This is a genomic window from Tenacibaculum agarivorans (assembly GCF_001936575.1).
In the GTDB taxonomy this organism is placed as follows: Bacteria; Bacteroidota; Bacteroidia; order Flavobacteriales; family Flavobacteriaceae; genus Polaribacter; species Polaribacter agarivorans.
Window position 1 is genome coordinate 1 of the sequence record NZ_MSMP01000024.1, and the last position, 23,825, is coordinate 23,825.

At 31.6% G+C, this 23,825-nt stretch carries 23 protein-coding genes; 17 read left to right on the top strand and 6 right to left on the bottom strand.

What is annotated here, in order from left to right:
- Positions 1-255, bottom strand: a 255-nt coding sequence (locus tag BVC87_RS16530) for a hypothetical protein (protein WP_143569814.1), incomplete at its 3' end; no start/stop codon positions are given.
- A gap of 84 nt (positions 256-339) precedes the next feature.
- Positions 340-819, bottom strand: a complete 480-nt coding sequence (locus tag BVC87_RS16535) for a retropepsin-like aspartic protease (protein WP_075343514.1) — start codon at positions 817-819, stop codon at positions 340-342.
- Between the two features lie 41 nt (positions 820-860).
- On the opposite strand from BVC87_RS16535, the gene BVC87_RS16540 reads away from it, so the two are divergent.
- Both BVC87_RS16540 and BVC87_RS16545 read left to right on the top strand, forming a co-directional pair.
- Complete coding sequence (locus tag BVC87_RS16540) at positions 861-1,625, top strand: TatD family hydrolase (RefSeq protein ID WP_075343515.1); 765 nt, start codon at positions 861-863, stop codon at positions 1,623-1,625.
- On the top strand, positions 1,618-2,103 hold the full coding sequence (locus BVC87_RS16545; protein WP_075343516.1) for a methylated-DNA--[protein]-cysteine S-methyltransferase: 486 nt from the start codon (positions 1,618-1,620) through the stop codon (positions 2,101-2,103). The genes BVC87_RS16540 and BVC87_RS16545 overlap by 8 nt, the downstream gene beginning before the upstream one ends.
- Positions 2,104-2,161: 58 nt before the next feature.
- Here the strand turns inward: BVC87_RS16545 and BVC87_RS16550 are convergent, their stop codons facing one another.
- Positions 2,162-2,608, bottom strand: a complete 447-nt coding sequence (locus BVC87_RS16550) for a nucleoside deaminase (protein WP_075343517.1) — start codon at positions 2,606-2,608, stop codon at positions 2,162-2,164.
- Positions 2,605-3,162, bottom strand: a complete 558-nt coding sequence (locus BVC87_RS16555; protein ID WP_075343518.1) for an MOSC domain-containing protein — start codon at positions 3,160-3,162, stop codon at positions 2,605-2,607. The genes BVC87_RS16550 and BVC87_RS16555 overlap by 4 nt, the downstream gene beginning before the upstream one ends.
- A gap of 60 nt (positions 3,163-3,222) precedes the next feature.
- Between BVC87_RS16555 and BVC87_RS16560 the strand changes: the two genes are divergently transcribed.
- From BVC87_RS16560 to BVC87_RS16625, 14 genes are all read left to right on the top strand, one after another.
- A complete protein-coding gene (locus BVC87_RS16560; protein WP_075343519.1) occupies positions 3,223-3,987 on the top strand; it encodes a UDP-2,3-diacylglucosamine diphosphatase in 765 nt (254 codons plus the stop codon).
- Positions 3,988-4,210: 223 nt separating this feature from the next.
- Positions 4,211-5,200 carry an AAA family ATPase gene (locus BVC87_RS16565; protein WP_075343520.1) on the top strand — a complete coding sequence of 330 codons (990 nt, stop codon included), beginning with the start codon at positions 4,211-4,213 and terminating at the stop codon, positions 5,198-5,200.
- Between the two features lie 66 nt (positions 5,201-5,266).
- Positions 5,267-5,596, top strand: coding sequence for a hypothetical protein (locus BVC87_RS16570; RefSeq protein ID WP_075343521.1), 330 nt, complete (start codon positions 5,267-5,269; stop codon positions 5,594-5,596).
- Positions 5,597-5,599: 3 nt separating this feature from the next.
- Complete coding sequence (locus tag BVC87_RS16575; protein WP_075343522.1) at positions 5,600-6,466, top strand: DUF58 domain-containing protein; 867 nt, start codon at positions 5,600-5,602, stop codon at positions 6,464-6,466.
- A 2-nt stretch (positions 6,467-6,468) separates the two neighbouring features.
- The gene (locus BVC87_RS16580; protein WP_075343523.1) at positions 6,469-7,551 is read left to right on the top strand and encodes a hypothetical protein; all 1,083 of its coding nucleotides are present in this window, start codon (positions 6,469-6,471) and stop codon (positions 7,549-7,551) included.
- Positions 7,541-8,545 (top strand): vWA domain-containing protein, encoded by a 1,005-nt coding sequence (locus tag BVC87_RS16585; protein ID WP_075343524.1) that lies wholly within the window; start codon positions 7,541-7,543, stop codon positions 8,543-8,545. Before BVC87_RS16580 ends, BVC87_RS16585 begins: the two co-directional genes overlap by 11 nt.
- A gap of 66 nt (positions 8,546-8,611) precedes the next feature.
- Positions 8,612-9,655 carry a vWA domain-containing protein gene (locus BVC87_RS16590; RefSeq protein WP_200799206.1) on the top strand — a complete coding sequence of 348 codons (1,044 nt, stop codon included), beginning with the start codon at positions 8,612-8,614 and terminating at the stop codon, positions 9,653-9,655.
- 1 nt (position 9,656) lies between these two features.
- Entirely contained in the window at positions 9,657-10,490 is an 834-nt protein-coding gene (locus BVC87_RS16595) for a tetratricopeptide repeat protein (RefSeq protein WP_075343525.1), read from the top strand.
- An 89-nt stretch (positions 10,491-10,579) separates the two neighbouring features.
- Entirely contained in the window at positions 10,580-12,340 is a 1,761-nt protein-coding gene (locus BVC87_RS16600) for a BatD family protein (RefSeq protein ID WP_075343526.1), read from the top strand.
- On the top strand, positions 12,337-13,101 hold the full coding sequence (locus BVC87_RS16605; protein WP_234974690.1) for a tetratricopeptide repeat protein: 765 nt from the start codon (positions 12,337-12,339) through the stop codon (positions 13,099-13,101). Before BVC87_RS16600 ends, BVC87_RS16605 begins: the two co-directional genes overlap by 4 nt.
- Before the next feature lie 74 nt (positions 13,102-13,175).
- On the top strand, positions 13,176-13,472 hold the full coding sequence (locus BVC87_RS16610; protein WP_075343527.1) for a hypothetical protein: 297 nt from the start codon (positions 13,176-13,178) through the stop codon (positions 13,470-13,472).
- A 270-nt stretch (positions 13,473-13,742) separates the two neighbouring features.
- Positions 13,743-15,353: a SulP family inorganic anion transporter gene (locus BVC87_RS16615; RefSeq protein WP_075343528.1), complete on the top strand. Its 1,611-nt coding sequence runs from the start codon at positions 13,743-13,745 to the stop codon at positions 15,351-15,353.
- A 73-nt stretch (positions 15,354-15,426) separates the two neighbouring features.
- Positions 15,427-17,289, top strand: a complete 1,863-nt coding sequence (locus BVC87_RS16620; protein WP_075343529.1) for a SulP family inorganic anion transporter — start codon at positions 15,427-15,429, stop codon at positions 17,287-17,289.
- A gap of 13 nt (positions 17,290-17,302) precedes the next feature.
- Positions 17,303-17,932 (top strand): carbonic anhydrase family protein, encoded by a 630-nt coding sequence (locus BVC87_RS16625; RefSeq protein ID WP_075343530.1) that lies wholly within the window; start codon positions 17,303-17,305, stop codon positions 17,930-17,932.
- A 169-nt stretch (positions 17,933-18,101) separates the two neighbouring features.
- Here the strand turns inward: BVC87_RS16625 and BVC87_RS16630 are convergent, their stop codons facing one another.
- Complete coding sequence (locus tag BVC87_RS16630) at positions 18,102-18,965, bottom strand: MORN repeat-containing protein (RefSeq protein ID WP_159439375.1); 864 nt, start codon at positions 18,963-18,965, stop codon at positions 18,102-18,104.
- A 10-nt stretch (positions 18,966-18,975) separates the two neighbouring features.
- Positions 18,976-19,743 carry a DUF2490 domain-containing protein gene (locus tag BVC87_RS16635; RefSeq protein ID WP_234974691.1) on the bottom strand — a complete coding sequence of 256 codons (768 nt, stop codon included), beginning with the start codon at positions 19,741-19,743 and terminating at the stop codon, positions 18,976-18,978.
- A gap of 380 nt (positions 19,744-20,123) precedes the next feature.
- Between BVC87_RS16635 and BVC87_RS16640 the strand changes: the two genes are divergently transcribed.
- A complete protein-coding gene (locus tag BVC87_RS16640; RefSeq protein ID WP_075343533.1) occupies positions 20,124-23,801 on the top strand; it encodes a T9SS type A sorting domain-containing protein in 3,678 nt (1,225 codons plus the stop codon).
- Positions 23,802-23,825: the final 24 nt, after the last annotated feature.

Sequence of the window (23,825 nt, forward strand, 5' to 3'; positions counted from 1 at the left end):
AATAAATATACCTTTCTCTCTTGGATAAAGGTACTCATCAAATGTACAATCATAATCTTCAAGAGCAAATTGTTCTATTGCAAATACCTGTTGTATTTCTTTGGAGATGTTAATACTATCTTCAATATAAATAATCCTGTCATTTCCTATAGCTCCAAGAAATTCTTTTAAATCCTTTACATGATACTGAGCTACAGTTCCCTCAAGATTATTTTCTCCAACACCAATTACATGAGGTATAGTATTACTTAACATTTTAGTTACGCTAAAAAACACAATAAAAAAGATTATTACACTAGACTTATTCATATCTCTTTTTCTATAAATTTATTTTAATATTTAAAAAGGCAACGACAATGTTCGTTGCTTTTTCTTTTTAATTTTTTTTAAGTACAAGACCTTCCTATCATAGTCAATGAAAGCTTTACCTTTTTCCAAAACATCAGCACCTATAATTCCATGCACTTTTGTTGCTTTATGCTGGGTTAAAGCGGTGTTAACATGAGTAAGATCAAAAAGTACCAAGTCACAATTTTTTATTTTCCAATCCCCTATTTTTAAATAATTATTTTCTGATGTATACGTTTCCATATCTGTTGCTCCTGCTCCCGCAGCTTTAATCTCACTTATCTCAGAAGTTAACTTAAAATAATCTAATAAATCTAATCCTACACAAGTATTTGAAGCACCCGTATCCAAAATAAAAACTCCTTTCACACCATTAATCTTTGCTTGTAATTCCAAATGATTGGTAACCATTTTTTTCAACTTTATGCGAACATATTTCTTTTTGCGCAATACTTTTTTCAAACTTGCCATTTCTTGTACTTTTGTCTCCACAAAGATACAGCTAAAATCATATGATAACTGACACACATACCCATTTATATTCTGAGCAATTCAATGACGATAGAGATGAAATGATGACAAGAGCCAAAGAAGCAGGAGTATCTCGTTTTTTTATTCCTGCTATAGATAGCTCTCACTCTAAAAGCATGTTTGAATTGGAAAAAAACTATCCTAATGATGTTTTTTTAATGATGGGATTACACCCTACTTCTGTAAAAGAAAATTACAAAGAAGAATTAGCACATGTAAAAGAATGGATCGACAAACGTGACTTTTACGCTATTGGAGAAATCGGTATCGATTTATATTGGGATAAAACATTCTTACCACAACAACAAGAAGCTTTTAAAATACAAATCCAATGGGCAAAGGAAAAAAAATTACCTATAGCAATTCATTGTAGAGAAGCTTTTGATGAAATTTTTGAAGTTTTAGAAAGCGAAAAAGATGATGATTTATATGGGATATTTCATTGCTTTACCGGAACTCTTGAACAAGCACACAAAGCTATTTCTTACAACATGAAATTAGGAATTGGAGGTGTTGTAACTTTTAAAAACGGAAAGATCGATAAATTTCTGCACAAGATAGATCTCAAACATATTGTTTTAGAAACCGATGCTCCTTATTTAGCACCAACTCCATACAGAGGAAAAAGAAATGAAAGTAGTTATATTGAAAAAGTTGTAGGTAAATTAGTAGACATTTATGGGCTTTCTTTTCAAGAAATTGCCGAAATTACTACTCAAAACTCTAAACAAATATTCGGTGTCTGATGTACAAACTACATATTATAAATCTCCAATAGGTACTCTAGAAATAAAAGGAGACAATAGCTATATACATTCCATTTTTTTTATAGATGATGATATTATCAATTCAGAAAAAATCTCTTCTGTAGAAATAAAAAAATGTGTAGAACAACTTGATGAATACTTCTCAGGAACACGAAAAGAATTTGAATTAAACTTATCTCCTAAGGGAACTGAATTTCAAGGTAAAGTGTGGAATGAGTTGCTACGTGTTCCTTTTGGAAAAACTCGAAGTTACTTAGAACAATCAAAAAAGTTGGGTGATGTAAAAGCCATCAGAGCTGTAGCTTCAGCAAATGGTAAAAACCCAATTTCTATAATCATCCCTTGTCATCGAATCATTGGTTCTGATGGATCATTAACGGGTTATGCGGGAGGAGTTTGGCGAAAAAAGTGGCTATTAGAACATGAGAGCGAGAGTAAACAGCAAACTTTGTTTTAAGCTTTTGGCTTTTGGCACACTTTTCCGACTTCCAGCTTCAGACTTCAGACTGCTAAAACTAGTTCAAATTTCGTTTTTGAATAAAGAATTTTTTTAGAATCGCACTACACTCTTCCTCTAAAACACCAGAAACAACCTTAGTTTTGGGATGTAACTTAGTCCCTAGCACAGTAAAACCAGATTTAGGCTCACTAGCACCATATACAATTTTTCCTATCTGTGTCCAATAGCTCGCTCCTGCGCACATCTGACAAGGCTCTAGTGTAACATATAGTGTACAATCTTTCAAATACTTCCCTCCTAAAAAATCAGCTGCAGATGTAAATGCCTGCATTTCTGCATGAGCAGTAACATCATTTAATCGTTCTGTTAAGTTATGCGCTCTAGCAATAATTTGGTTATTTAATACAATAACCGCTCCTACTGGCACTTCACCTTTTTCAAAAGCATATACAGCCTCTTGTAAGGCTTTCTTCATAAAATAAGCATCATCAAAAGGCTTCATCCTAATTTTTTCTTTCTTTTCATTCTATATACTTCTGCAATTGTAGGATTTTCAGGTTTTGATGCTACTTGTTCAAAAACATCTCCCGCTTTTACAAACCCAGTCTGTAGAACTTTAAAATACACACCACTCATCGTAGTATTCCAAAATTCTTTTACTACAGACATGTCATTAAATCGAACACCTAGCTTCATACAAGGTTGCCTAGGTTTGGTAACTTCTAAAAGCGTTTCTCCTACTTTAAATCGATCTCCAACATGAATTTCAGACTCTTCTAAATCCGTTAGCGTAAGGTTTTCTCCAAACATCCCTAATTCCCAATCCAAATTAGGATAGATCTTTTTGAAATGTTCATAGTGTTTTTCTGAAAATGCATATACTGCCTGATCAATCCCCCCATGTTTTTCTCGATTACAAATTACATCTCCTTTTACATCTTCTACATCCAAAAAAATAGGCTGGTCCACGGGAAACTTAAAGATTCCTGTAGTCACTTTTTTACCTTTCCAATCTATTTCTTTATGCTCTCCGATATTTGTAGATACAATTTCCATATAAATGCTTTTTTACAAAGTTAGCTAAATAAAATAGTTATTTTTACCAAAATTATCGATTTGATTTCTATAGATATTTCAACAAATAAAAAGGTATATTTTGCTTCAGATCAACATTTAGGAGCACCTACAAAAGAAAAGAGTTTTCCTAGAGAAAAAAAATTCTTACGTTGGTTGAATGCCATTGAAAAAGATGCAGAAGCAATTATTCTTTTAGGGGATTTATTCGATTTTTGGTTTGAGTACAAAACGGTAGTACCTAAAGGTTTTGTTAGAGTTTTAGGGAAGTTAGCTCAATTAAGAGATGATGGAATTCCCATATACTTTTTTGTAGGAAATCATGATTTATGGATGCGCGATTATTTTGAAACTGAATTAAATATCCCTGTATTTCATACCCCCCAGGAATTTAAAATTGGCAACCAACTTTTTTTAATTGGACATGGCGATGGTTTAGGACCTAATGATTTAGGCTATAAACGAATGAAAAAAGTTTTTACCTTCCCTTTATTTAAGTGGTTGTTCCGTTGGTTACATCCTGATCTAGGAGTAAAGTTAGGGCAATATATGTCTGTAAAAAATAAAATGATTTCAGGTGATGAAGATTTTAAATTCTTAGGTGAAGAAAAAGAATGGCTAGTCCAATATTGCAAACGTAAACTAGAGACCAAACATTATGATTATTTTGTTTTTGGTCATCGTCATTTGCCTTTAGACATTCAACTAAATGAACAAAGTAAGTATTTTAATCTTGGAGACTGGGTTACTTATTTTACCTATGGAATCTATAATGAATCCGATTTTTCATTGGTAACATACGAATAAATATTTCCTCAAAAACGAAACTATATTTTCAAAAAAAATTAAATCAATATTAAGTTTTAATAACCAATATCTAAATTAAATCTTAAAATATCATTTTAATTACAAACTCTTAACGCTTTTATGTGAAAAAGGTAAATTACCTTTAACCAACTTTTAACAAGAAAAAAATTGTTAATATTGTAGCTTTGTTCACCTAAAATTATAATTAATAATTTCTTTACATATGGACGTAGACGTAAGAGCCATCAATGAAAAAATAGAGAGAGAAAGCGCATTTGTTGATCTATTAACCAATGAAATGAATAAAGTTATCGTAGGTCAGAAAACAATGATCGAGCGACTTCTAATTGGTTTATTAGGAAATGGTCATATTCTTTTAGAGGGAGTTCCTGGACTAGCAAAAACATTAGCGATTAATACACTTTCTAAGGCTGTACAAGGTAGTTTTAGCAGAGTACAATTTACTCCTGATTTACTTCCTGCCGATGTAATCGGTACTATGATATACAATGTAAAAGAAAATGATTTTTCTATTAAAAAGGGACCTATTTTTGCCAACTTTGTGTTAGCGGATGAGATTAACCGTGCCCCTGCTAAAGTTCAATCTGCACTATTAGAAGCAATGCAAGAACGTCAAATTACAATAGGTGATGAGACGTTTAAATTAGACGAACCTTTCTTAGTAATGGCAACGCAAAACCCAGTTGAACAAGAAGGTACCTATCCATTACCTGAAGCTCAGGTCGATCGTTTTATGTTGAAAACAGTAATCGATTATCCAAAATTACAAGATGAACAACTTATCATGAGACAAAGCTTAAACAACAGCTTTGGAAAAGTAAATCCTGTAATATCTTTAGAGCAAATCCTTAAAGCTAGAGAAGCTGTTAATGAGGTTTATATGGATGAAAAAATAGAGCAATATATACTAGACATCATCTTTGCTACTAGATATCCAGAAAAATATAATTTATCAAACTTAAAACCGTTGATTAGTTTTGGATCTTCTCCACGTGGTAGTATTGCATTAGCAAAAGCCGCTAAATGTTATGCATTCATTAAGAGAAGAGGTTATGTTATTCCTGAAGATGTTAGAGCAATGACCAAAGATGTGCTACGTCATAGAATTGGAATCACATATGAAGCTGAAGCCGAAAATATGACTTCAGTTGACATAATTAATGCAATCATAAATGAAGTACAAGTCCCTTAAACCAAACCAAAAACTAGCTAAACTGAAAGAAAACTTAATTATTAACACACAAAAATCTTGCTAAGAATGACATTTAAATTAACAACGTACAAAACATTAACAGGACAAAAACAAATTTTAGAAACCACAAATCAAAAAAGCACACAAGCAATTATTTACAAAGATAATAGGCCTTCATTTTGGGTAGATTGTTTTGATTTACAAACAGAATCAAACATTCAAATGAATTATCTTGTTTTGTGTCAAAAAAGGAACATCAAAGATGTAATTAAAGAAATAGGACAAAAAAATAATGTGAAATTATCCATTCAAGAAGCTCCTGTTTTTGCTATTAAAAAAGCATCTGTTGATCAAGATATAGCATTACCTCCTTTGCCTTTGGAGTGGTTGAATTAAAATATGAACACCAAAGAATTACTAAAAAAAGTTCGCAAAATAGAGATTAAGACAAAACGTTTGTCTAATCATATTTTTGGAGGTGAATATCATTCGACCTTTAAGGGTCGTGGAATGACCTTTTCTGAAGTAAGGCAGTACCAATTTGGTGATGACATTAGGGCTATTGACTGGAATGTTACCGCTAGATATAATGAACCTTTTGTCAAGGTTTTTGAGGAAGAACGAGAACTAACCATGATGTTAATGGTAGACGTTTCTGGTTCTGAATCTTTTGGCACGTCTACTCAGTTTAAAAAGGACACTGTAACAGAAATAGCCGCGACTCTTGCTTTTTCAGCAATACAAAATAATGATAAAGTTGGTCTGATTTTATTCTCAGATCAGATCGAACTTTTTATTCCTCCGAAAAAGGGGAAAAGTCATGTATTACGAATTATTCGTGAACTGATTGAATTTTCACCAAAAAGTAAAAAAACCAATATTAATGAGGCGTTAAGATTCTTATCTGGAGTTTTAAAGAAGAAAGCTATTGTTTTTATGCTTTCAGATTTTATAGATGAAGGCTATACTAAAACGCTTAAGATTGTTGGTAATAAACATGACTTAACAGGAATAAGGATTTATGATAAATTTGACGAAGAAATTCCAAATTTAGGTATGGTTCCTATGTTAGATAACGAAACTAATGAAGTTCGTCTGATAAACACAGGATCTAAATCCTTAAGAACAAAATACAAAGCAAATGCTTTACGATTAAAAGATGAGTTTCAAACTTCTTTCAAAAAAAGTGGTTTAGGAACAATAAATATTAGAGTTGACGAGAGTTACGTAAAGAAATTACTAAGTTATTTTAAAAACAAAGCATAACATTGAAAAGATTATTACACTTTATAATATTTTTAATCGCTATTAATGGTTTTTCTCAGACTTCTCCTGTAGAAGTAGAAATTGATACAATGAATATTCGTATTGGTGAGCAATTCCAATATAAAATTTCTATTGATGAAACCGAAAATGTCATCATTCCTAAGTTAGAACTAAAAGGATTAGAAGTTGTTGATAGTTTAAAACTTGACACTCTAAAAAGTAAATTAATCCAAAAATATATTCTAACAGGTTTTGATAGTGGTTCTTATTACATTCCTCAACAACAGATTTTTATAAAAAATCAAGTATATCTTACAGATAGCTTGCTAGTTAATGTAGCTACGATTCCTATCGATACAACTAAAATAAAAATGTTTGAGATAAAGGGAATTAAAGGCGAACCTTATCAATTTAGAGATTATAAACATATTTTATTCTGGATTGTCGGTATTTTATTAGTTGTTGGTACTGTGCTATTTTTTGCACTTAAGAGAACTACTGATGATCAAGTCAAAACCACAGAACAGTTACTATCACCATATCAAGAAGCTTTAAAAAACTTAAAATTACTTGATGGAAAGTTGTTATGGCAGAATAATGAAATTAAAAAATATTATAGTGAACTAACTCATATCATTAGAAACTTTATTGAAAGAGAATTACATGTTCCTGCCTTGGAAACAACTACTGACGGTTTAGTAGAAACTTTAACTGATTTTAGCGACAGTAATTCTATCATAACTGATAAAGAAACTATAGGTAGTCTTCAAAAACTTTTACAACAAGCAGATTTAGTAAAATTTGCAAAATCTAAGCCTTTAGCGCATGAAATTGAAGCTGATAGAAATGTTGCCAAACATATTATAGATAATTTAAAGCCAAATGTAGTAGAGTCTGATACAGCTGAAACTAGTATAGAACCTGTCATCATCATTGAGAAACCAGTTGTTAAAAAGCCTTCGTTACTTACCAAAATAATTACTATTATCATTTTGCTAGCATTAGTTGTTTTTATTGCATTATCAATTTCAAATGCTGGGCCATTAGTTAACTCATTAAAACCGCCAGTAACCAATGTTCAATAATTTTGAATTCCATAACCCTGAGTTTTTATGGCTATTGGTATTAATTCCAATACTAGCACTTTGGTTTTTCTATTCTAGAAAAAAAGACAATACGCTTTTATCTATACCTAATCTTAAAGGTTTTGAGGGTGGTAGTTCTATTATAGCTAAACTCAAACCCTTCCTTCATGTTTTTAGATTACTTGCTCTTGCTTCATTATTTGTAGCATTAGCTAGACCTAGAAACGTTTCTGTAAGTAAAAAAACGAAAACAAATCGCGGTATCGATATTGTTATGGCTATTGATGTATCTGCAAGTATGTTAGCCAAAGATTTAAAACCTAATAGACTTGAAGCTTTAAAACGAGTAGCTATAGACTTTGTAAACAGAAGGCCTAATGATAGAATTGGGATTGTAGTTTATGCGGGTGAGAGTTTTACACAAACACCTATAACAAGTGATAAATCTATTGTAAAAAGAACCATTTCTGAAATACGCTGGGGCCAATTAGAAGGTGGAACTGCAATTGGAATGGGATTAGGCTCTGCAGTGAATAGATTAAAAGAAAGTAAAGCAAAAAGTAAAGTAATTATTTTATTAACTGATGGAGTTAATAATGCTGGTTTTGTTGATCCAAAAACAGCTACCGAATTGGCAAAAGAAATAGGCATAAAAGTGTATACCATTGGTATTGGAACTAATGGTATGGCTCCTTTTCCTTGGGCTAAAGATCCTAGAACCGGTAAATTGTCATTTAGAAATCAGCAGGTAGAAATTGATGAAAAACTACTAAAGTTTATTGCCAGTGAAACTGAAGGACAATACTTTAGAGCAACTAACAATTCAAGCCTAAAAGAGATTTACGACGAAATAGACAAATTAGAAAAAACAAAAATAGAAGAGTTTAAGTATTACAATTATACTGAGAAATATAGATTCTGGGTATTTTTAGCAGGAATATTCTTACTACTAGAATTTGTACTTAAAAACACTGTATTTAAAAGTTTTATATAATAGTTGATAATGTTTAATTATAAGACCACAATTAAACTAATTAACGGTTAAACATTTACACAAAATATGTATAAGTTAGAAGAACCAATATATTTTTATTTATTTAGTATCATTCCTGTAATGGTATTAATCTTCTTATTGGTTTTATGGTGGAAGAAAAAAACACAAAATAAATTTATCACTGGTGAATTATTAGCACGTTTAGCTCCTAATTCATCTACGTTTAAGTCTGTATTAAAGTTTGTGTTTTTACTTTTAGGATTATCTTTTTTAATTGTAGCACTTGTAAATCCTAAAATGGGAACTAAGTTACAGACTGTAAAAAGAGAAGGTGTAGATGTGATATTCGCACTTGATGTCTCTAAAAGTATGTTAGCTAAAGACATTGCTCCTAATCGATTAGAAAAATCAAAACAAATTATTTCTAAAATTGTAGACAAATTAGGTAGTGATCGTGTAGGGATTATTATTTATGCTGGTAATGCTTATCCTTTACTTCCTATTACTACAGATCACGCTGCAGCGAAAATGTTTTTACAAAATGCGAATCCTGATATGGTATCTAGTCAAGGAACAGCAATAAATGAAGCCTTAGACTTAGCTAGAACGTATTACAATAACGAAGAGCAAACTAATAAGTACTTAATTATAATTTCTGATGGTGAAGATCATCAAGAAGAAACAAAACAAAAAGTACAAGATATTTCTAATGAAGGTGTAAAAGTATACACCATTGGAGTCGGTACCGAAAAAGGTGGACCAATTCCTATTGAATTAAACGGTGGTAATATTGGCTATAAGAAAAATAGACAAGGAGAAACTGTAATAACCCAAAGAAAACCGGAGATTCTACAAGAAATTGCCTCTGGATCTAATGGTGAATATATAGATGGAAACAAAACTGAGTTGCCAGTAAAAGCTATTGAAAAAGTAATTACTAATGCTCAGAAAAGTGAATTTGAAACTAAACAATTCTCTGATTATAAAGATCAATTTCAATGGTTTGTTGGTATTGGAATATTGTTTTTACTTATTGATATTTTCTTTTTCGAAAGAAAAACGAAATGGATAAAAAAGGTAAACCTGTTTAACGATAAAGAGTCGAAATAATATGAAAAAAATAGTCACACAAACATACTTCATTTTACTCTTCTTACTGATGAGTGCTTTAGTTAACGCACAACAAGACACATTAAAATTGCAAAGAGAAGCTCGTTCTTTATTAAGAGAAGGAAATGAACTTTACAATAAAGAAAAGTTCAATGAAGCTTCTATTGCCTACAGAAAAGCATTAGGAAAAGACAGTAAGTATGATAAAGCTAGTTACAATTTTGGGAACGCTTTGTACCAAGGAAAAAACTATAAAGAAGCTGTTTCTCAATATGAATTAACCACAAAAACAGCTGAATCTAAAGCAGAAAAAGCTGAAGCTTATCACAATATTGGGAATGCAATGATGGAGCAAAAACAATATGAACAAGCTGTGGAAGCTTATAAAAATGCACTGCGTAATAATCCTAATGATGATGAAACTCGTTATAACTTAGCTGCCGCTCAAAAACAAGTAAAGAAAGAGCAGAAACAAAATAACAACAACAAGAATAAAGACAATAAAAAAGACCAGAACAAGGATAAAAATAAAGATAAGCAGGAAAATAAAGATCAAAATAAGGACAAGAAAGAAGGAGACGACAAAGACAAAAAAGATCAGAACAAGGATAAAAACAAGAACAATAAAGACGATCAAAAAGACCAGAAGGATCAACAAAAAAATAAACAAGACCAAAACGACAAGCAACAACCAAAGCCCAGACCTGGAAAAATGACTCCTGAACAAATGAAGCAATTGCTTGAAAGTTTAAATAATGAAGAGAAAAAAACGCAAAAGAAAATGAATGTTAAGAAGTCGAAGGGTAGAAAAATAAAGCAAGAAAAAGATTGGTAAGAATTATGAAAAATTTAAGATCAAAATCTTAAAAATCAAGTAATTTATACTGTGTAAAATAACTATTTTTGTGCGTTTTTGAATATCAAATGAATTTGAAGTTTACAACATTTATTATATTATTATTCAATCTAGCAGCTTTTTCTCAAGATGCTGAACTTACAGCTACTGTAAGTAAAAACAAGCTAGGCGTTAACCAACGCTTACGTGTGGAGTTTGCTATTAATAAACAAGGAGCAGATCATTTTAAAGCTCCAAACTTTAAGAATTTTAAAATTGTAGGAGGACCTAGTCAATCTGTTAGTCAATCTTGGATTAATGGTAAAAGCAGCTTTACACAATCATATACGTATATTATTAAACCTCTTAGAAAAGGGGAATTTAACTTACCTTCTGCAAGTATCCAATTTAACGGTAAAACATTAAAATCTAAACCCGTTAAAATAATTGTTACTGATCCAGTAGCTATTCCTAAAAATCCAAATGATCCAGATTATATTGCGGAGCAAAACATTCATTTAGTTGCTGAAGTATCTAAAGCAAAACCTTATGTAGGAGAAGGAATTTATGTTGAATATCGATTATATTTCAGTAATAATGTAGGTATTTATGACAATGCAGTTACAGAATCTCCTCAATATATAGGTTTTTGGAATCAAGAAATAAAAGGAAATGGTTCTCAGGTAAAAACAGCAACTTATAATGGAGAGCAATATAGATATGCTGTTCTGCATAAAGCTTTATTAATTCCTACTAAATCTGGGAAACTTACTATAGATCCTATGAAAATGGATATTCTTGTAGCTGTTCCTACAGGTAGAGCAGATTTTTTTGGGAATGCTATAACTAGAAGGGTCCGTAAAGAATATTCTTCTGCAAGGAAAACTGTTTTTGCGAAAGAATTACCAACTGAAAATAAACCTGAAAGCTTTACTGGAGCTGTTGGGGACTTTACTTATGCGCTGACCTCAAGTAAAAACGTATTAAAAGCTAATGAATCTTCAACGTTGAAACTTAGTGTAGCTGGAAAAGGAAATCTTAAATTATTTGAATTACCTAAAATTGAAACTCCTAAAGAATTAGAAGTATATCAACCTGAACGTAAAGAAAAGGTAAGAATTACATCTTCAGGCTTGAAAGGCTCTATAACAGACAATTATACAGTAGTTCCTGAATTTAAAGGAAAATACAAAATTCCTAAAACAGAATTCTCTTACTTTAACCCTAAAGAAAAGAAATATTACACTATTAGTACTGAAGATTTATTTGTAGATGTTACTGAAGGGAAAGAACTACCTGTAGACACATCAAATACACCAGTTCAAAAACAAAATGTTACTATTACAGGTAAAGACTTTAGGTTTATACAAACCTCTACAACATTAGCGACACAGAGTAATACTAACTTCTTTAAATCTATTCCATTTTATATTTTACTATTGTTACCGTTAATTAGTATCCCTATCGCAATTTTCATTGGAAAGAAAAAAGATGAAAGAAATGCTGATATTATTGGTAATAAATCAAGAAAAGCTGATAAACTAGCAAAAAAATATTTAGCTGAAGCCAATAAGCAATTAGGGAATAAGGAAGAGTTTTATGAAGCTCTTGAGCGTGCGTTACATAATTATCTAAAAGCTAAATTAAGAGTAGAAACTTCTGACATTAGTAGGGAAAAAATTTCAGAACTCTTAAGGGATAAAAATATTAATGACTCAACAATATCTGATTTTATAGAAGTATTAAAGAGTTGTGATTTTGCAAGATATACACCATTTACTGATGTTCAAATGAACTCAGAATTTGAAAAGGCTAAACAAGTAATAATTCAATTAGATAAACAGTTATGATAAAACAAATAACCTGCTTATTTCTAATACTTATATCAAACTTAATTTTTGCTCAAAGTGCTAATGAAACTTTTGACAAGGCAAATAATTTATATAAAAATAGTGAGTATAAGAAAGCTATAGAATTATACGAAGAAATTATAAGTTCGGGAGAAGTTTCTTCAGAACTATATCATAACCTAGGAAATAGCTACTATAAACTTAATAAAGTTGGACCGTCAATTTACAACTATGAAAAAGCATTGCAATTAGATGCGTTTAATGAGGATGCACAAAACAACTTAATTTTTGCGAAGCGTCTAGCTTTAGATAGAATTGAAGAACTACCTAAATCTATACTTCAAAAATTCAATATCAATTACATCAGTAAAATAAGCTTTAATGGATGGGCAACTATAAGCATTATATTCTCATTTTTGGCTGCCATTTTATTTATCTTATATTACTTTTCTATCAACCCATCAAAGAAAAGATTATTTTTTACCACTAGTATATTAAGCTTTATACTATTGCTTATTTCTTTAAGCGTTACCTATCATCAATTTAATAAATACTCAAATACAATTGAAGCCATTGTATACACTTCTGAAGTTTCTGTTAAAAACGAACCAACGAAAAATGCAGATGAGGCATTTGTAATTCATGAAGGAACTAAAGTATATGTTCTTGATCAAGTTGATGAATGGAAAAAAATACGTTTATTAGATGGTAAAATAGGTTGGTTGAAGAACAAAGACATTAATATTCTTCATCTTTTTTAACAATTTTAACAAAAGTTAGCATTTCACTTTAGTATATTTATGGCAATCATAAATTAAATTTATGTTTATCATAAATGAAAAAACTATTTTTCACATATTTTCTAGTTAGTGTATTACTTACATCTATTGCCTTGCCTACCTATGTATCTCTGTTAGAGTTGAGTTATGAAGTAGAATTTGCAATTGATCTAGAAGAAGAATCTGAAGATGTAGAACTTACAAAAGACACAGAACTGAAAATAGTTAATTTTAATACTTCATTTTTGACCTATACATATACCACAAATCAGAAAAGTGTAATTCATTTTTCTAAAAAGTATACTTCTATTTTTCAAAATCTTGATTCTCCTCCTCCGGAAATTTATAGTTAATACGATTTACGATTAATTTTTCGTGTATGTCAGTTCGAGTATTTTTTATGAAGTGTTAATGTAATAAAAAATGTATCGAGAGCTATCCGACTACTTCTCGATATAAAATTATTCTTCATTCAATTACGAATAATTTTACTAGAAGTGACAAAATATTTATGCGAAATTATACTCCAAAAATCGTATGAGCATCTAAATTATCTTTCATTATAAATTAATTAACTATAAATAATTCAACTTTATATAAAAGTTGACAAATTTTAAATAATCATGTTTAAAACAATAAAAAATGATTTACCCGCTAGTATAGTGGTATTTTTTGTGGCATTACCTTTATGTTTAGGTATTGCATTGGCAAGTGGAGCGCCTTTATTTTCTGGATTAATTGCTGGTATAGTTGGTGGTATAGTAGTAGCCAGCATTAGTGGATCTAGTATTGGTGTTAGTGGACCAGCAGCAGGTTTAGCCGCTATAGTATTAGCCGCTATAGTAACCCTTGGCGGTTTAGAGAACGGTGGATTTGAAAAGTTTTTAGTAGCTGTAGTTCTAGGAGGTGTTATTCAAATACTTTTAGGAGTAGCTAGAGCTGGTATTATTGCTTATTTCTTTCCTTCATCAGTAATTAAAGGAATGCTAACTGGTATTGGAATAATTATCATATTAAAACAAATACCATACTTCTTTGGAATGGACAAGAATCCTACAGGGGATTTTTCATTTCTTCAAGTAGAATGGGATAATCTAATTTCTGGTTTATTAAATTCTTTCAATGCATTGATAAGTGGAAACATTAGTATTGGAGCTACTGTAATTGGTTTTGTAGCTTTAGGTATTTTACTTTTATGGTCTAACGTACTTTCTAAAAAAGCTAAAATTTTCCAATTAATCCAAGGACCATTAGTAGCTGTTGTTGTTGGTATTATTTTTTATATAGTAACTCAAGGAGGTTCATTAGGTTTACTAGAAAAACAATTAGTTTCTGTTCCTGTACCAGATAGTTTTGATAGCTTTAAAGGACAATTTAGCTTTCCAAATTTCTCTGCTATTGGAGATAAAAACGTATGGGTTATTGCCTTTACTATTGCTATTGTAGCAAGTTTAGAAACCTTATTATGTGTTGAAGCTACAGATAAATTAGATCCAGATAAAAATGTGACTCCTACCAATAGAGAGCTTATTGCACAAGGAACGGGAAATATTATTTCAGGATTAATTGGAGGATTACCAATTACTCAAGTAATCGTTAGAAGTTCTGCAAATATTCAATCAGGTGGTAAGAGTAAAATGTCTGCCATTATTCACGGGTTTTTCTTATTAATTTCAGTGATCTTAATTCCTACTTTATTAAACAAGATTCCTTTGTCTGTACTAGCAGCTGTATTATTTGTAGTTGGATTTAAATTAGCTAAGCCTTCAACATTTAAAACTATGTTTAAATTAGGTTGGAAACAATGGCTTCCTTTTATAACTACTGTACTACCAATGGCTATTACTGGTGATTTATTATTAGGAATTGGCTTAGGACTTGCAGTTGGTATTTTTGTGATTTTATTCAAAAGTTTCCAAAATTCACACTTCTTACATAAGGAAGGAGAAGATGTTAATGATGGTAGAATAAAAATGACTTTAGCTGAAGAAGTAACCTTTTTTAATAAAGGAGCAATCTTGAAAGAATTAGATAGTTTACCAGAAAACTCTTCTTTAGAGTTAGATGTTACTAAAACAAGATACTTAGATAATGATATTATTGAAATTTTAGAAGACTTTGCTTACAAAGCTAAAGAACGCAACATTAATATCACATTAATTTCTGAACGTGGTACTGTTGAAAATCCACCAAGTTATATTGAATTCTTTAAATTAAATCCTAAAATAAGTTAGGTAGGTATTTCACGAATGTGTTAAATTTATGACACAATTCAACATAAACTATACGTAATTCAATTTAACTGAAATGAAAAACTTATTTTCCAATCTTAAAGGAGATTTATTCGGTGGTATCACAGCTGGTATTGTAGCATTACCTTTAGCATTAGCTTTTGGAGTTTCATCTGGTTTAGGCCCGAGTGCTGGACTATATGGCGCCATATTAATCGCTTTTTTTGCTTCACTTTTTGGAGGTACTGATACGCAAATTTCTGGACCAACCGCACCTATGACCGCAGTCAGTATGGTAGTAATTGCTACTATCATTGCCGCTAATGATGGAAACGTACAACAAGCTTTACCTACAATACTTATGGTATTTTTGCTTGCAGGTATCATTCAAATTGGTTTAGGTTTATTAGGCTTTGGAAAATATATTAGATACATACCTTATCCAGTAGTTTCAGGATTTATGACCGCTATTGGAGTAATTATTTTGGTAACACAAATCTTACCTTCTATAGGATATTATGCTAAAGAAGATGCAAGTTTTGTAAACCAATTTAAACCTCAAGCCCAAGAAATAATCTTACAAAATATTTTAAAAGATGAAGCTGGAGAAGGTATTCTAGTTTTAGAAGATTTCAAAGAAACTATAAAGCGTTCTAATGAAATTACTCAAGAAGGAATTTTAAAAGAAGCTAAAACCTTAGCTGGAAAAGAATCTTCTGGTGTTTTAGGAACATTAAAAGTACTACCTAAAGCACTTAAGAACATTAATTTTTTAGAACTCCTTTTAGCATTGGGTACAATTGTAATCATTTATGGTTTTAAAAGAATTACTACCGCTATACCTAGTACACTTGTTGCATTAGTAGTAATGACTGCAATTGTATTAATTTTCAATATTGATTATAGGCCTATAGAAGAAATTCCAGGTGGATTTCCCATACCAAACTTGGAAATTTTTACCAGTTTTAGTCTAGGTAGTATAAAACCTTACATATTCACAGCATTTACACTCGCCTTATTAGGAGCTATCGATTCTTTATTGACGTCTGTTGTTGCAGACAATATGACTAAAACGAAACACAAACCCAATAAAGAATTAATTGGACAAGGTATTGGAAATAGTATCGCAGCAGTTTTTGGTGGTATTCCAGGTGCTGGCGCTACAATTAGAACTGTAGTTAACATTAAATCTGGAGGTAAAACTAAGCTTTCAGGAATGATTGCTGGTGTAATGCTATTAATCATTTTGTTAGGTTTAGGACCTATAGCTTCAAAAATACCTGCCGCTGTTTTAGCTGGAGTTTTAATTACTGTTGGAATTGGAGTTATGGATTATAAAGGTCTTCGTGCTATTCCTAATTTACCTAAAGATATTAGTATCGGTTTTGTAAAAGTAAGTTCAGAAGTAATCATTATGCTTGTTGTATTATTTCTTTCTACTTTTTGGGATCTTGTGTATGCTGTAGGTATAGGTTTAGTTATTGCATCTTTAATTTTCATGAAGAAAATAGGAGATGTAACTGCTATACGATCAGACGTTACTCCTTTACAGGAAGAAGCGTGGGATGATGAGGCAGATTTCCCTGAGAATCTTTCTACGGAAGTTTTTATAAAACACATAAACGGACCTTTATTCTTTGGGTCTACTAGCAACTTTCAACAGTTAGCTAAACAAATTCCTGATACCGCTAAAACTGTAATCGTCCGAATGGGACGAATGCCTTATGTAGATCAGTCAGGACTATTTGCATTAGAAGATATTTTAATTGATTTAGAGAAAAATGGAATTCAAGTACTCTTTGTAGATGTATTAGAACAACCTAAATACATGATGGAAAACATTGGTATCATTCCTGATTTAGTCTCTAAAGAACATACATTTAAAACCTTCTCTGAATGTTTAGAGTGGGTAAAAGAAAACGTAAAAATAAACCATTAAAAAAGAATTAATAATGAGAAATAAAGCTCTAACAAAAGAATTACAAGTTGGCTTAACTCCTAGCTCAGTATTAGAAGATTTATTAGAAGGTAACCAACGTTATATTGCTAATAAATTAACCGCTTCAGATGTTACTTCATTAGTAGAACAAACTACTGGAGGACAATTTCCTAAAGCGGTAATTTTATCGTGTATTGATTCACGCGTTCCTGTTGAATTGGTTTTCGATCAAACCATTGGTGATGTTTTTGTAGCTCGTGTAGCCGGAAACTTTGAAAACACAGACATTTTAGGTAGTATGGAATATTCTTGTGCCGTTGCTGGTAGTAAATTAGTATTTGTTTTAGGTCATGAAAGTTGTGGTGCAGTAAAAGCTGCTTGCGATGAGGTAGAACTTGGAAACATTACAGCAATGTTAAGTAATATTACTCCTGCTGTAAAATTAGCTTCTGAACAAGTTGATGGTGTTACTGATTCTTCAAATCCAGCATTTGTAGCCAAAACTGTAGAAAACAATGTAAAGTTAACAATGGAAAGAATCCGAGAGAAAAGTAAAATTTTACAGGAAATGGAAGATAATGGAGAAATTTCTATTGTAGGCGGTGTGTATTCATTACATACAGGAAAAGTAACTATGCTGTAAAACTATACAGCAAATACATAAAAAAAGAGACTATCTAAAAAAGTGTTATCAGAACTATATGACTGTCAATCAATACAGGCATAGTGAAGAAATCTTTTAATTCTAAACCAACTAATTATTAAGATCGCTTCAACATTAAATTCGTGATAACGTTAGATAGTCTTTTTTATTAATGCTTGTTTTTATCTTCTTTAACTAGTTTATCTTTCTTCCAAATACCACTAGTCATAATTTTTCCTTTCTTATTATAAAATACTCCTTTTCCATCTCGCTTATCTTTTCTCCATTCTCCAACATACTTCTCACCATTTGGCCAAAAATAAGTTCCCTTACCTGTTCTTAAATCATTTTTATATTCGCCAATATAATATTGTCCATCTGTCCAATAAAATGAACCTTTCCCCTCTCTTAAATTATTTTTCCATTCCCCCTCATACCTACTTCCCGTATCGTAAATAGCAATTCCATATCCATAAGCTTTTCCTTTACTAGTATTTCCTACATAGTGAATTTTATGTCTTTTTGGATTTTTAAATCGTAAATACGCTCCAAATGATTTACTCCTCAACTCATTTTGCACTTTTTTTAATAAGGATTTTGTTTTCGTTAAAGCTAAACTCAGCGAGTCTAAAGAATTTTGACTAGAGGTATCTGATACCATTGAATTTGTAACACTGGCTTCTGAGTTTTCATTATCATTAGAAATTACTTTTTTCCTGAGATTCTGAGAATGGACAAACTGTTTCACCAAATTTATTCTAAACTTTACAAAATCTTTATCATTCTTAGCTAATGTATCCAACTCCTCACTGTATATATTCAAAGCTGTTTCATATTTCCCCACAGACAATAAGGAATCAAAAGATTGTAAACGCTTCTCTAAAATTGAATCTTTTACATTGGTTGACTCTTTAAAGGCTATTCTTTTAAGCTCTTCTTTTGCCTTTTGTTCTTGTAATTTAGTGTATATAGAAAATAGAAGCGAGATCACTAATAAAACATAAGCAAGTAAATTCGTTTTTGAAACTTTCATAAAAATTTGATTAATCATCCATATGAATGGCAGGTAATTTATCTTTAATTTTTCTAAAATCTGGTGAAAAATACAAATGAAACCTAGCTGTCCAGCTTTGTTTAAACACTGAAGCATCACTAAGTGTTTGTCCGTGAGAATACATCAGTCCTGTAGCTACAGTTAATCTAGGATTAATAACATAACCTACAGATCCATGAATTCTTAAATCTTCCATTACACTGCCTACCACTGCTTTACCACTTTGCATAATCAGTTCTACTTCAGGAGAAATATAAAATGTTTTTTCTTTAATCTTATTTGAATTTAGAGGTACTTTAGCCTTGAACATGTAGCGCCACCTATTCCTAAAAATGTATTCACTATCTTCTGCGAACCCTCTAGTCCATCGATGCTCAATACGAATACGATGATAAAACATAGTAGAAGAAAAAGGAACTGCAAACATATATTGATGCCAAATACGCCATTCGGGAACCAAATTTCTACCCGTAGAAGATTCATCTGTATTAAAATTCAACCTTAACACTCCCCCTAAGCTCATGTTGAATTTCTTTGAATGTATATAACCAATAGCATGTCGGTTATATACTTGACCTATTTGCCCCACGTAAGGAGTACTCTCTGTCTCTTGAAATCTAAAGTGTGTTTGTGCTACCCAAAATAAACGATTGGAAATTCTAAAATTTCCATAGGTATTAATCCAAGTTTTAGTAACTGGAGGTTTAAATTTAGATTTTGTGGCTGTTTCTTGAGCAAATAATTCAACCGAAAACAAAATCAAAGTAATAAAAGTATACTTTTTAAATGTGCTAACCATCAATAGTTTCTCATTATATACAATTTTAGATTATGCATTTACTTTCATTTAATTCTTAAACAGCTAAACAAAAGAAAATGAGCATAAGAATAACCTAAATATTGTAATCCATGGTCTAACTAACGGATATTAATACTATTTATTTTATGATTATAAAAGTTAGAAAATGCAAAACTTACTTTTCCACAAAAACACAATAACCTCTTTTTCAATACAATATAAATAATTTAGAAATTCTTTAACAAACAACAAATTATTTTAAGATTTTTTTCACAAAAAACTAAAAATAATGTTAAAACGAAAGAGTACCTTTAATCCAAATTTTAATTAACCTTCATATGAAACTAAGATTACTAAAAGGCAGTGTCCTTACACTGTTGGTATTTTCTATTGGGTCAACATTACAAGCACAAAAACTCCAAACAAGTGCAGACCCTAAGACCCTTAAAAAAAATCAAGTTTACAGAAATCAAAAAATGTTTGATAGTAAGACGGGAGCTACTGACGCAAAAACTCCTCCTCAGCGCCAAGCTGATAATGCTATTGAAAGAGCAAACTTTGAATTCGAAAGACTAAAAAATCCTACTACAGGAGAAATTCCAAAAGGAATAAGAGAAGCAGAAATCAAATTCTCAAAAAGAATTAGTATTGGAGATGATTCTAAAAAGATTTTAGAAAGAGCTACTAGAGTTTCAAGTAAAACCAAATTTTCAAATTGGGTAAACAGAGGACCTTTTAACGTAGGTGGTAGAACTAGAGCTTTAGCTATAGACAGAAACAACGAAAACATAATTTTAGCTGGAGGTGTTTCTGGTGGTCTATGGAGATCTGAAAATAACGGTGAAACTTGGAGAAAAGTTACACGTTCTTTCCAAAACCCAAGTATTACAGCTATCGTACAAGATCCAAGACCAGGTAGAAGCTTTACTTGGTACTTTGCCTCTGGTGAAAGACTTGGTAATTCTGCTGGTGCCGGCGGTGCTTTTTATTCAGGATCTGGGGTGTATAAATCTCAAGATGGTGGACGTACTTTTGAACCATTAAGAAATACATTTGACAACGATCCTAGAGCTGCATCACCTTTTGATATTGTAAATTCTATTGCTGTAGATCCTACAAATGGTGATTTATATGTAGCATCATTTAATGGTTTATTGAGATCTCAAGATGGAGGAAATTCTTTCACTGAAGTATTGGCTGGTGGCTTTGATAATACCGTAGAAGTAGCTATTACTTCTTCTGGAAGAATATATGCAACTATCGGTTCTGGCGGTAATCCTAATGCTGGATTCTTTACTTCTACTGATGGTGAAACTTGGACAAATATTACTCCTGAAAACTTTATCACTACTTACAGTAGAACTGTTATGGGGATAGACCCATCTAATGAAAGTATAGTATACTTTTTCACAAGAGACTTAAGTCCTGTTAACGAGGCTACCTTATTTAGGTATGACCAAACTGCTGATGCTGCTAATGCTTGGACAGACCTTACTGCTAATTTACCTACAACCATAGGTGGTTCTGTAGGAAGTCTGAACCTACAGACTGGATACAATATGGTAGTAAAAGTTCACCCTGCTGACAGTAATGTTATGTTTGTAGGAGGTACAAATGTATACAGATCTACTACTGGGTTTACTACTCCTGCTGGGCAAGCAAGTTGGATAGCTGGATATTCACCTCTTAATAATGTAAGTCTTTATACTAATCAACATCCTGATCAACATGCATTAGTATTTTATCCTTCTAACCCTGATAGAGCTTTATCTGGTAATGATGGTGGTGTATTTATTACTGAAAATATTAGAGCAACTAATCCTGGAATTGAGCCAGTTGCATGGGAATCTTTAAACAACGGATATATTACAACACAACCTTACCATGTTGCATTCGACCCAGAAGCTAATTCTGATGATTTAGTTGCTGGTTTCCAAGATAACGGAACTTGGTATACAAATTCTACTGACCCTACAGCTATTTGGGAAGAAGATTTTGGAGGTGACGGTGCTTACAGTGCTATTGCTGACGGAGGAAGAACAAGATATGTTTCTTCTCAAAGAGGTAATCTTTTTAGATTTAATTTTGATGAAAATGGTGAATTCAGCTCTTTTTCAAGCGTTAGACCTGCTTCAGCTGCTGGTTTCTCATTCATTAATCCATTTATTTTAGATCCTAATAATGATAATATCATGTATATGCCTGTTGGAGGTAGAATATGGAGAAATAGAAATTTAGATGAAGTTCCTTTATTCACAAGAAGTGGTACTGATGTAAACTGGACAAATATTGCAAGCTCTCAAACTCCGGGTAATGTTACAATTACTGCGGTTGATGTTTCTGCTTTCCCTGTAGCAAACAAATTATACTATGGTACAAATAATGGTCTAATTTTTAGAATGGACAATGCTAATATCGACGGTCAACCAGCTGTGGATATTTCTACAGGAAAAGGATTACCTACTGGTTTTGTAAATGACATTAATGTAGACGCTTCTGATTCTGATAGAGTAATTGTTACTTTCTCTAACTACGGAATACCTAGTGTATTTTATACAGATAACGGTGGAGAAACTTGGACAGATATTAGTGGTAATTTAGAACAAAATCGTGATGGTACTGGAAACGGACCTTCAGTTAGAAGTACTGCTTTCTTAGGAGCAAAAGGAAGAAATTCACACTCAAGAATTCAAAGAATTTTTGCTGCTACAAGTACTGGTTTATACTACACAAACTATTTAAACGGACAAAATACAGTTTGGAGAAAAGAAAATAATAGAATTGGTAATGCTGTAACTGACGAAGTAGTTACTAGAAAAGATGGTTTCATAGCTATTGCTGCTCATGGAAATGGTTTATTTAGTGCACGCTTCCCTATTACTGCAAACCCGTTACCAGAATCTACTTTAAGTACTGCTTTTTTATTAGATGATATCAATGTAGATACTAATAGTGAAGATACAGTTGTTGATATTACTGGATTATTTGTACAATCTGAAGGACTACCTATTACAATAACATTAACGAACTCAAATCCTGAATTAGTAACTGCTACGTTAACAAATAACACATTAACATTATCATATGCTCCAGATGCTAATGGCAGTGCTGCTATCGGTTTAATTGCAACTGCTGGTGGAGAGCAGGTTTCTGAAGGATTTACTGTTACAGTTTCTGAAGCTCCAGTTTATGAACAAAATGATGTGGCTGTAAGCAGCATTCCTTCTCAAAACTTTTTAGATTTTAATGGTTTAGCTCAAGCAGCAGATGACTTTGTAGTACCTGAAGGCAACCAATGGGTTATCAATAGAATTCTTGCTTTTGGAGGTACAAGAGGTGCACCTTTATTTACAAATGTATCTGTTGTAATTTACGACAACAATGCAGGAACACCTGGTGAAGAAGTATATAACAGTGGAGATGTTACTCCTATCTCTGAAATAGATGATAGTAACTTAAACATTGTTTTACCAGAACCTGTTACACTTGATCCTGGAAATTATTGGATTTCTATTTACGTAAACTTACCTTTCTTACCTGGAGGAAACCAATGGTTCTGGGCATCTGAGACTAATAAAGTTGGTGAAGTTACACAATTCAGAGACCCTGCAGATCTTTTTGGAACTGGTGCTGTTGACTGGACTGCTACCACTGTTGCTTTAGGAAGAGATCCTTTAGATCAAATTTTCCAAATGTTTGGAGACATTGTTGGTGTTGGAGGAGATGAAAACTCAATAACTGAAGCTTCTTTAGCTACTTTAGAAACTGATTTAAACTCTTTAGTATGGCCAAACCCTTCAGCTAATGTTTTCAACTTTAATATGAGCTCTATTACATCTGAAAATGACATTTCAATGTATATTTTTGATATTTCAGGAAAATTAGTTCATGAAGAATCAAATTTCAAGTCGAATTTAAATTATTCTTGGGATGCTTCTAAACTATCTTCTGGTCTTTATATTATCAATATCAAAGGAAAAAATACAGATAGAAAGTTTAAAATTATTAAAAAGTAATTTTATATAACAATACGATAAGGG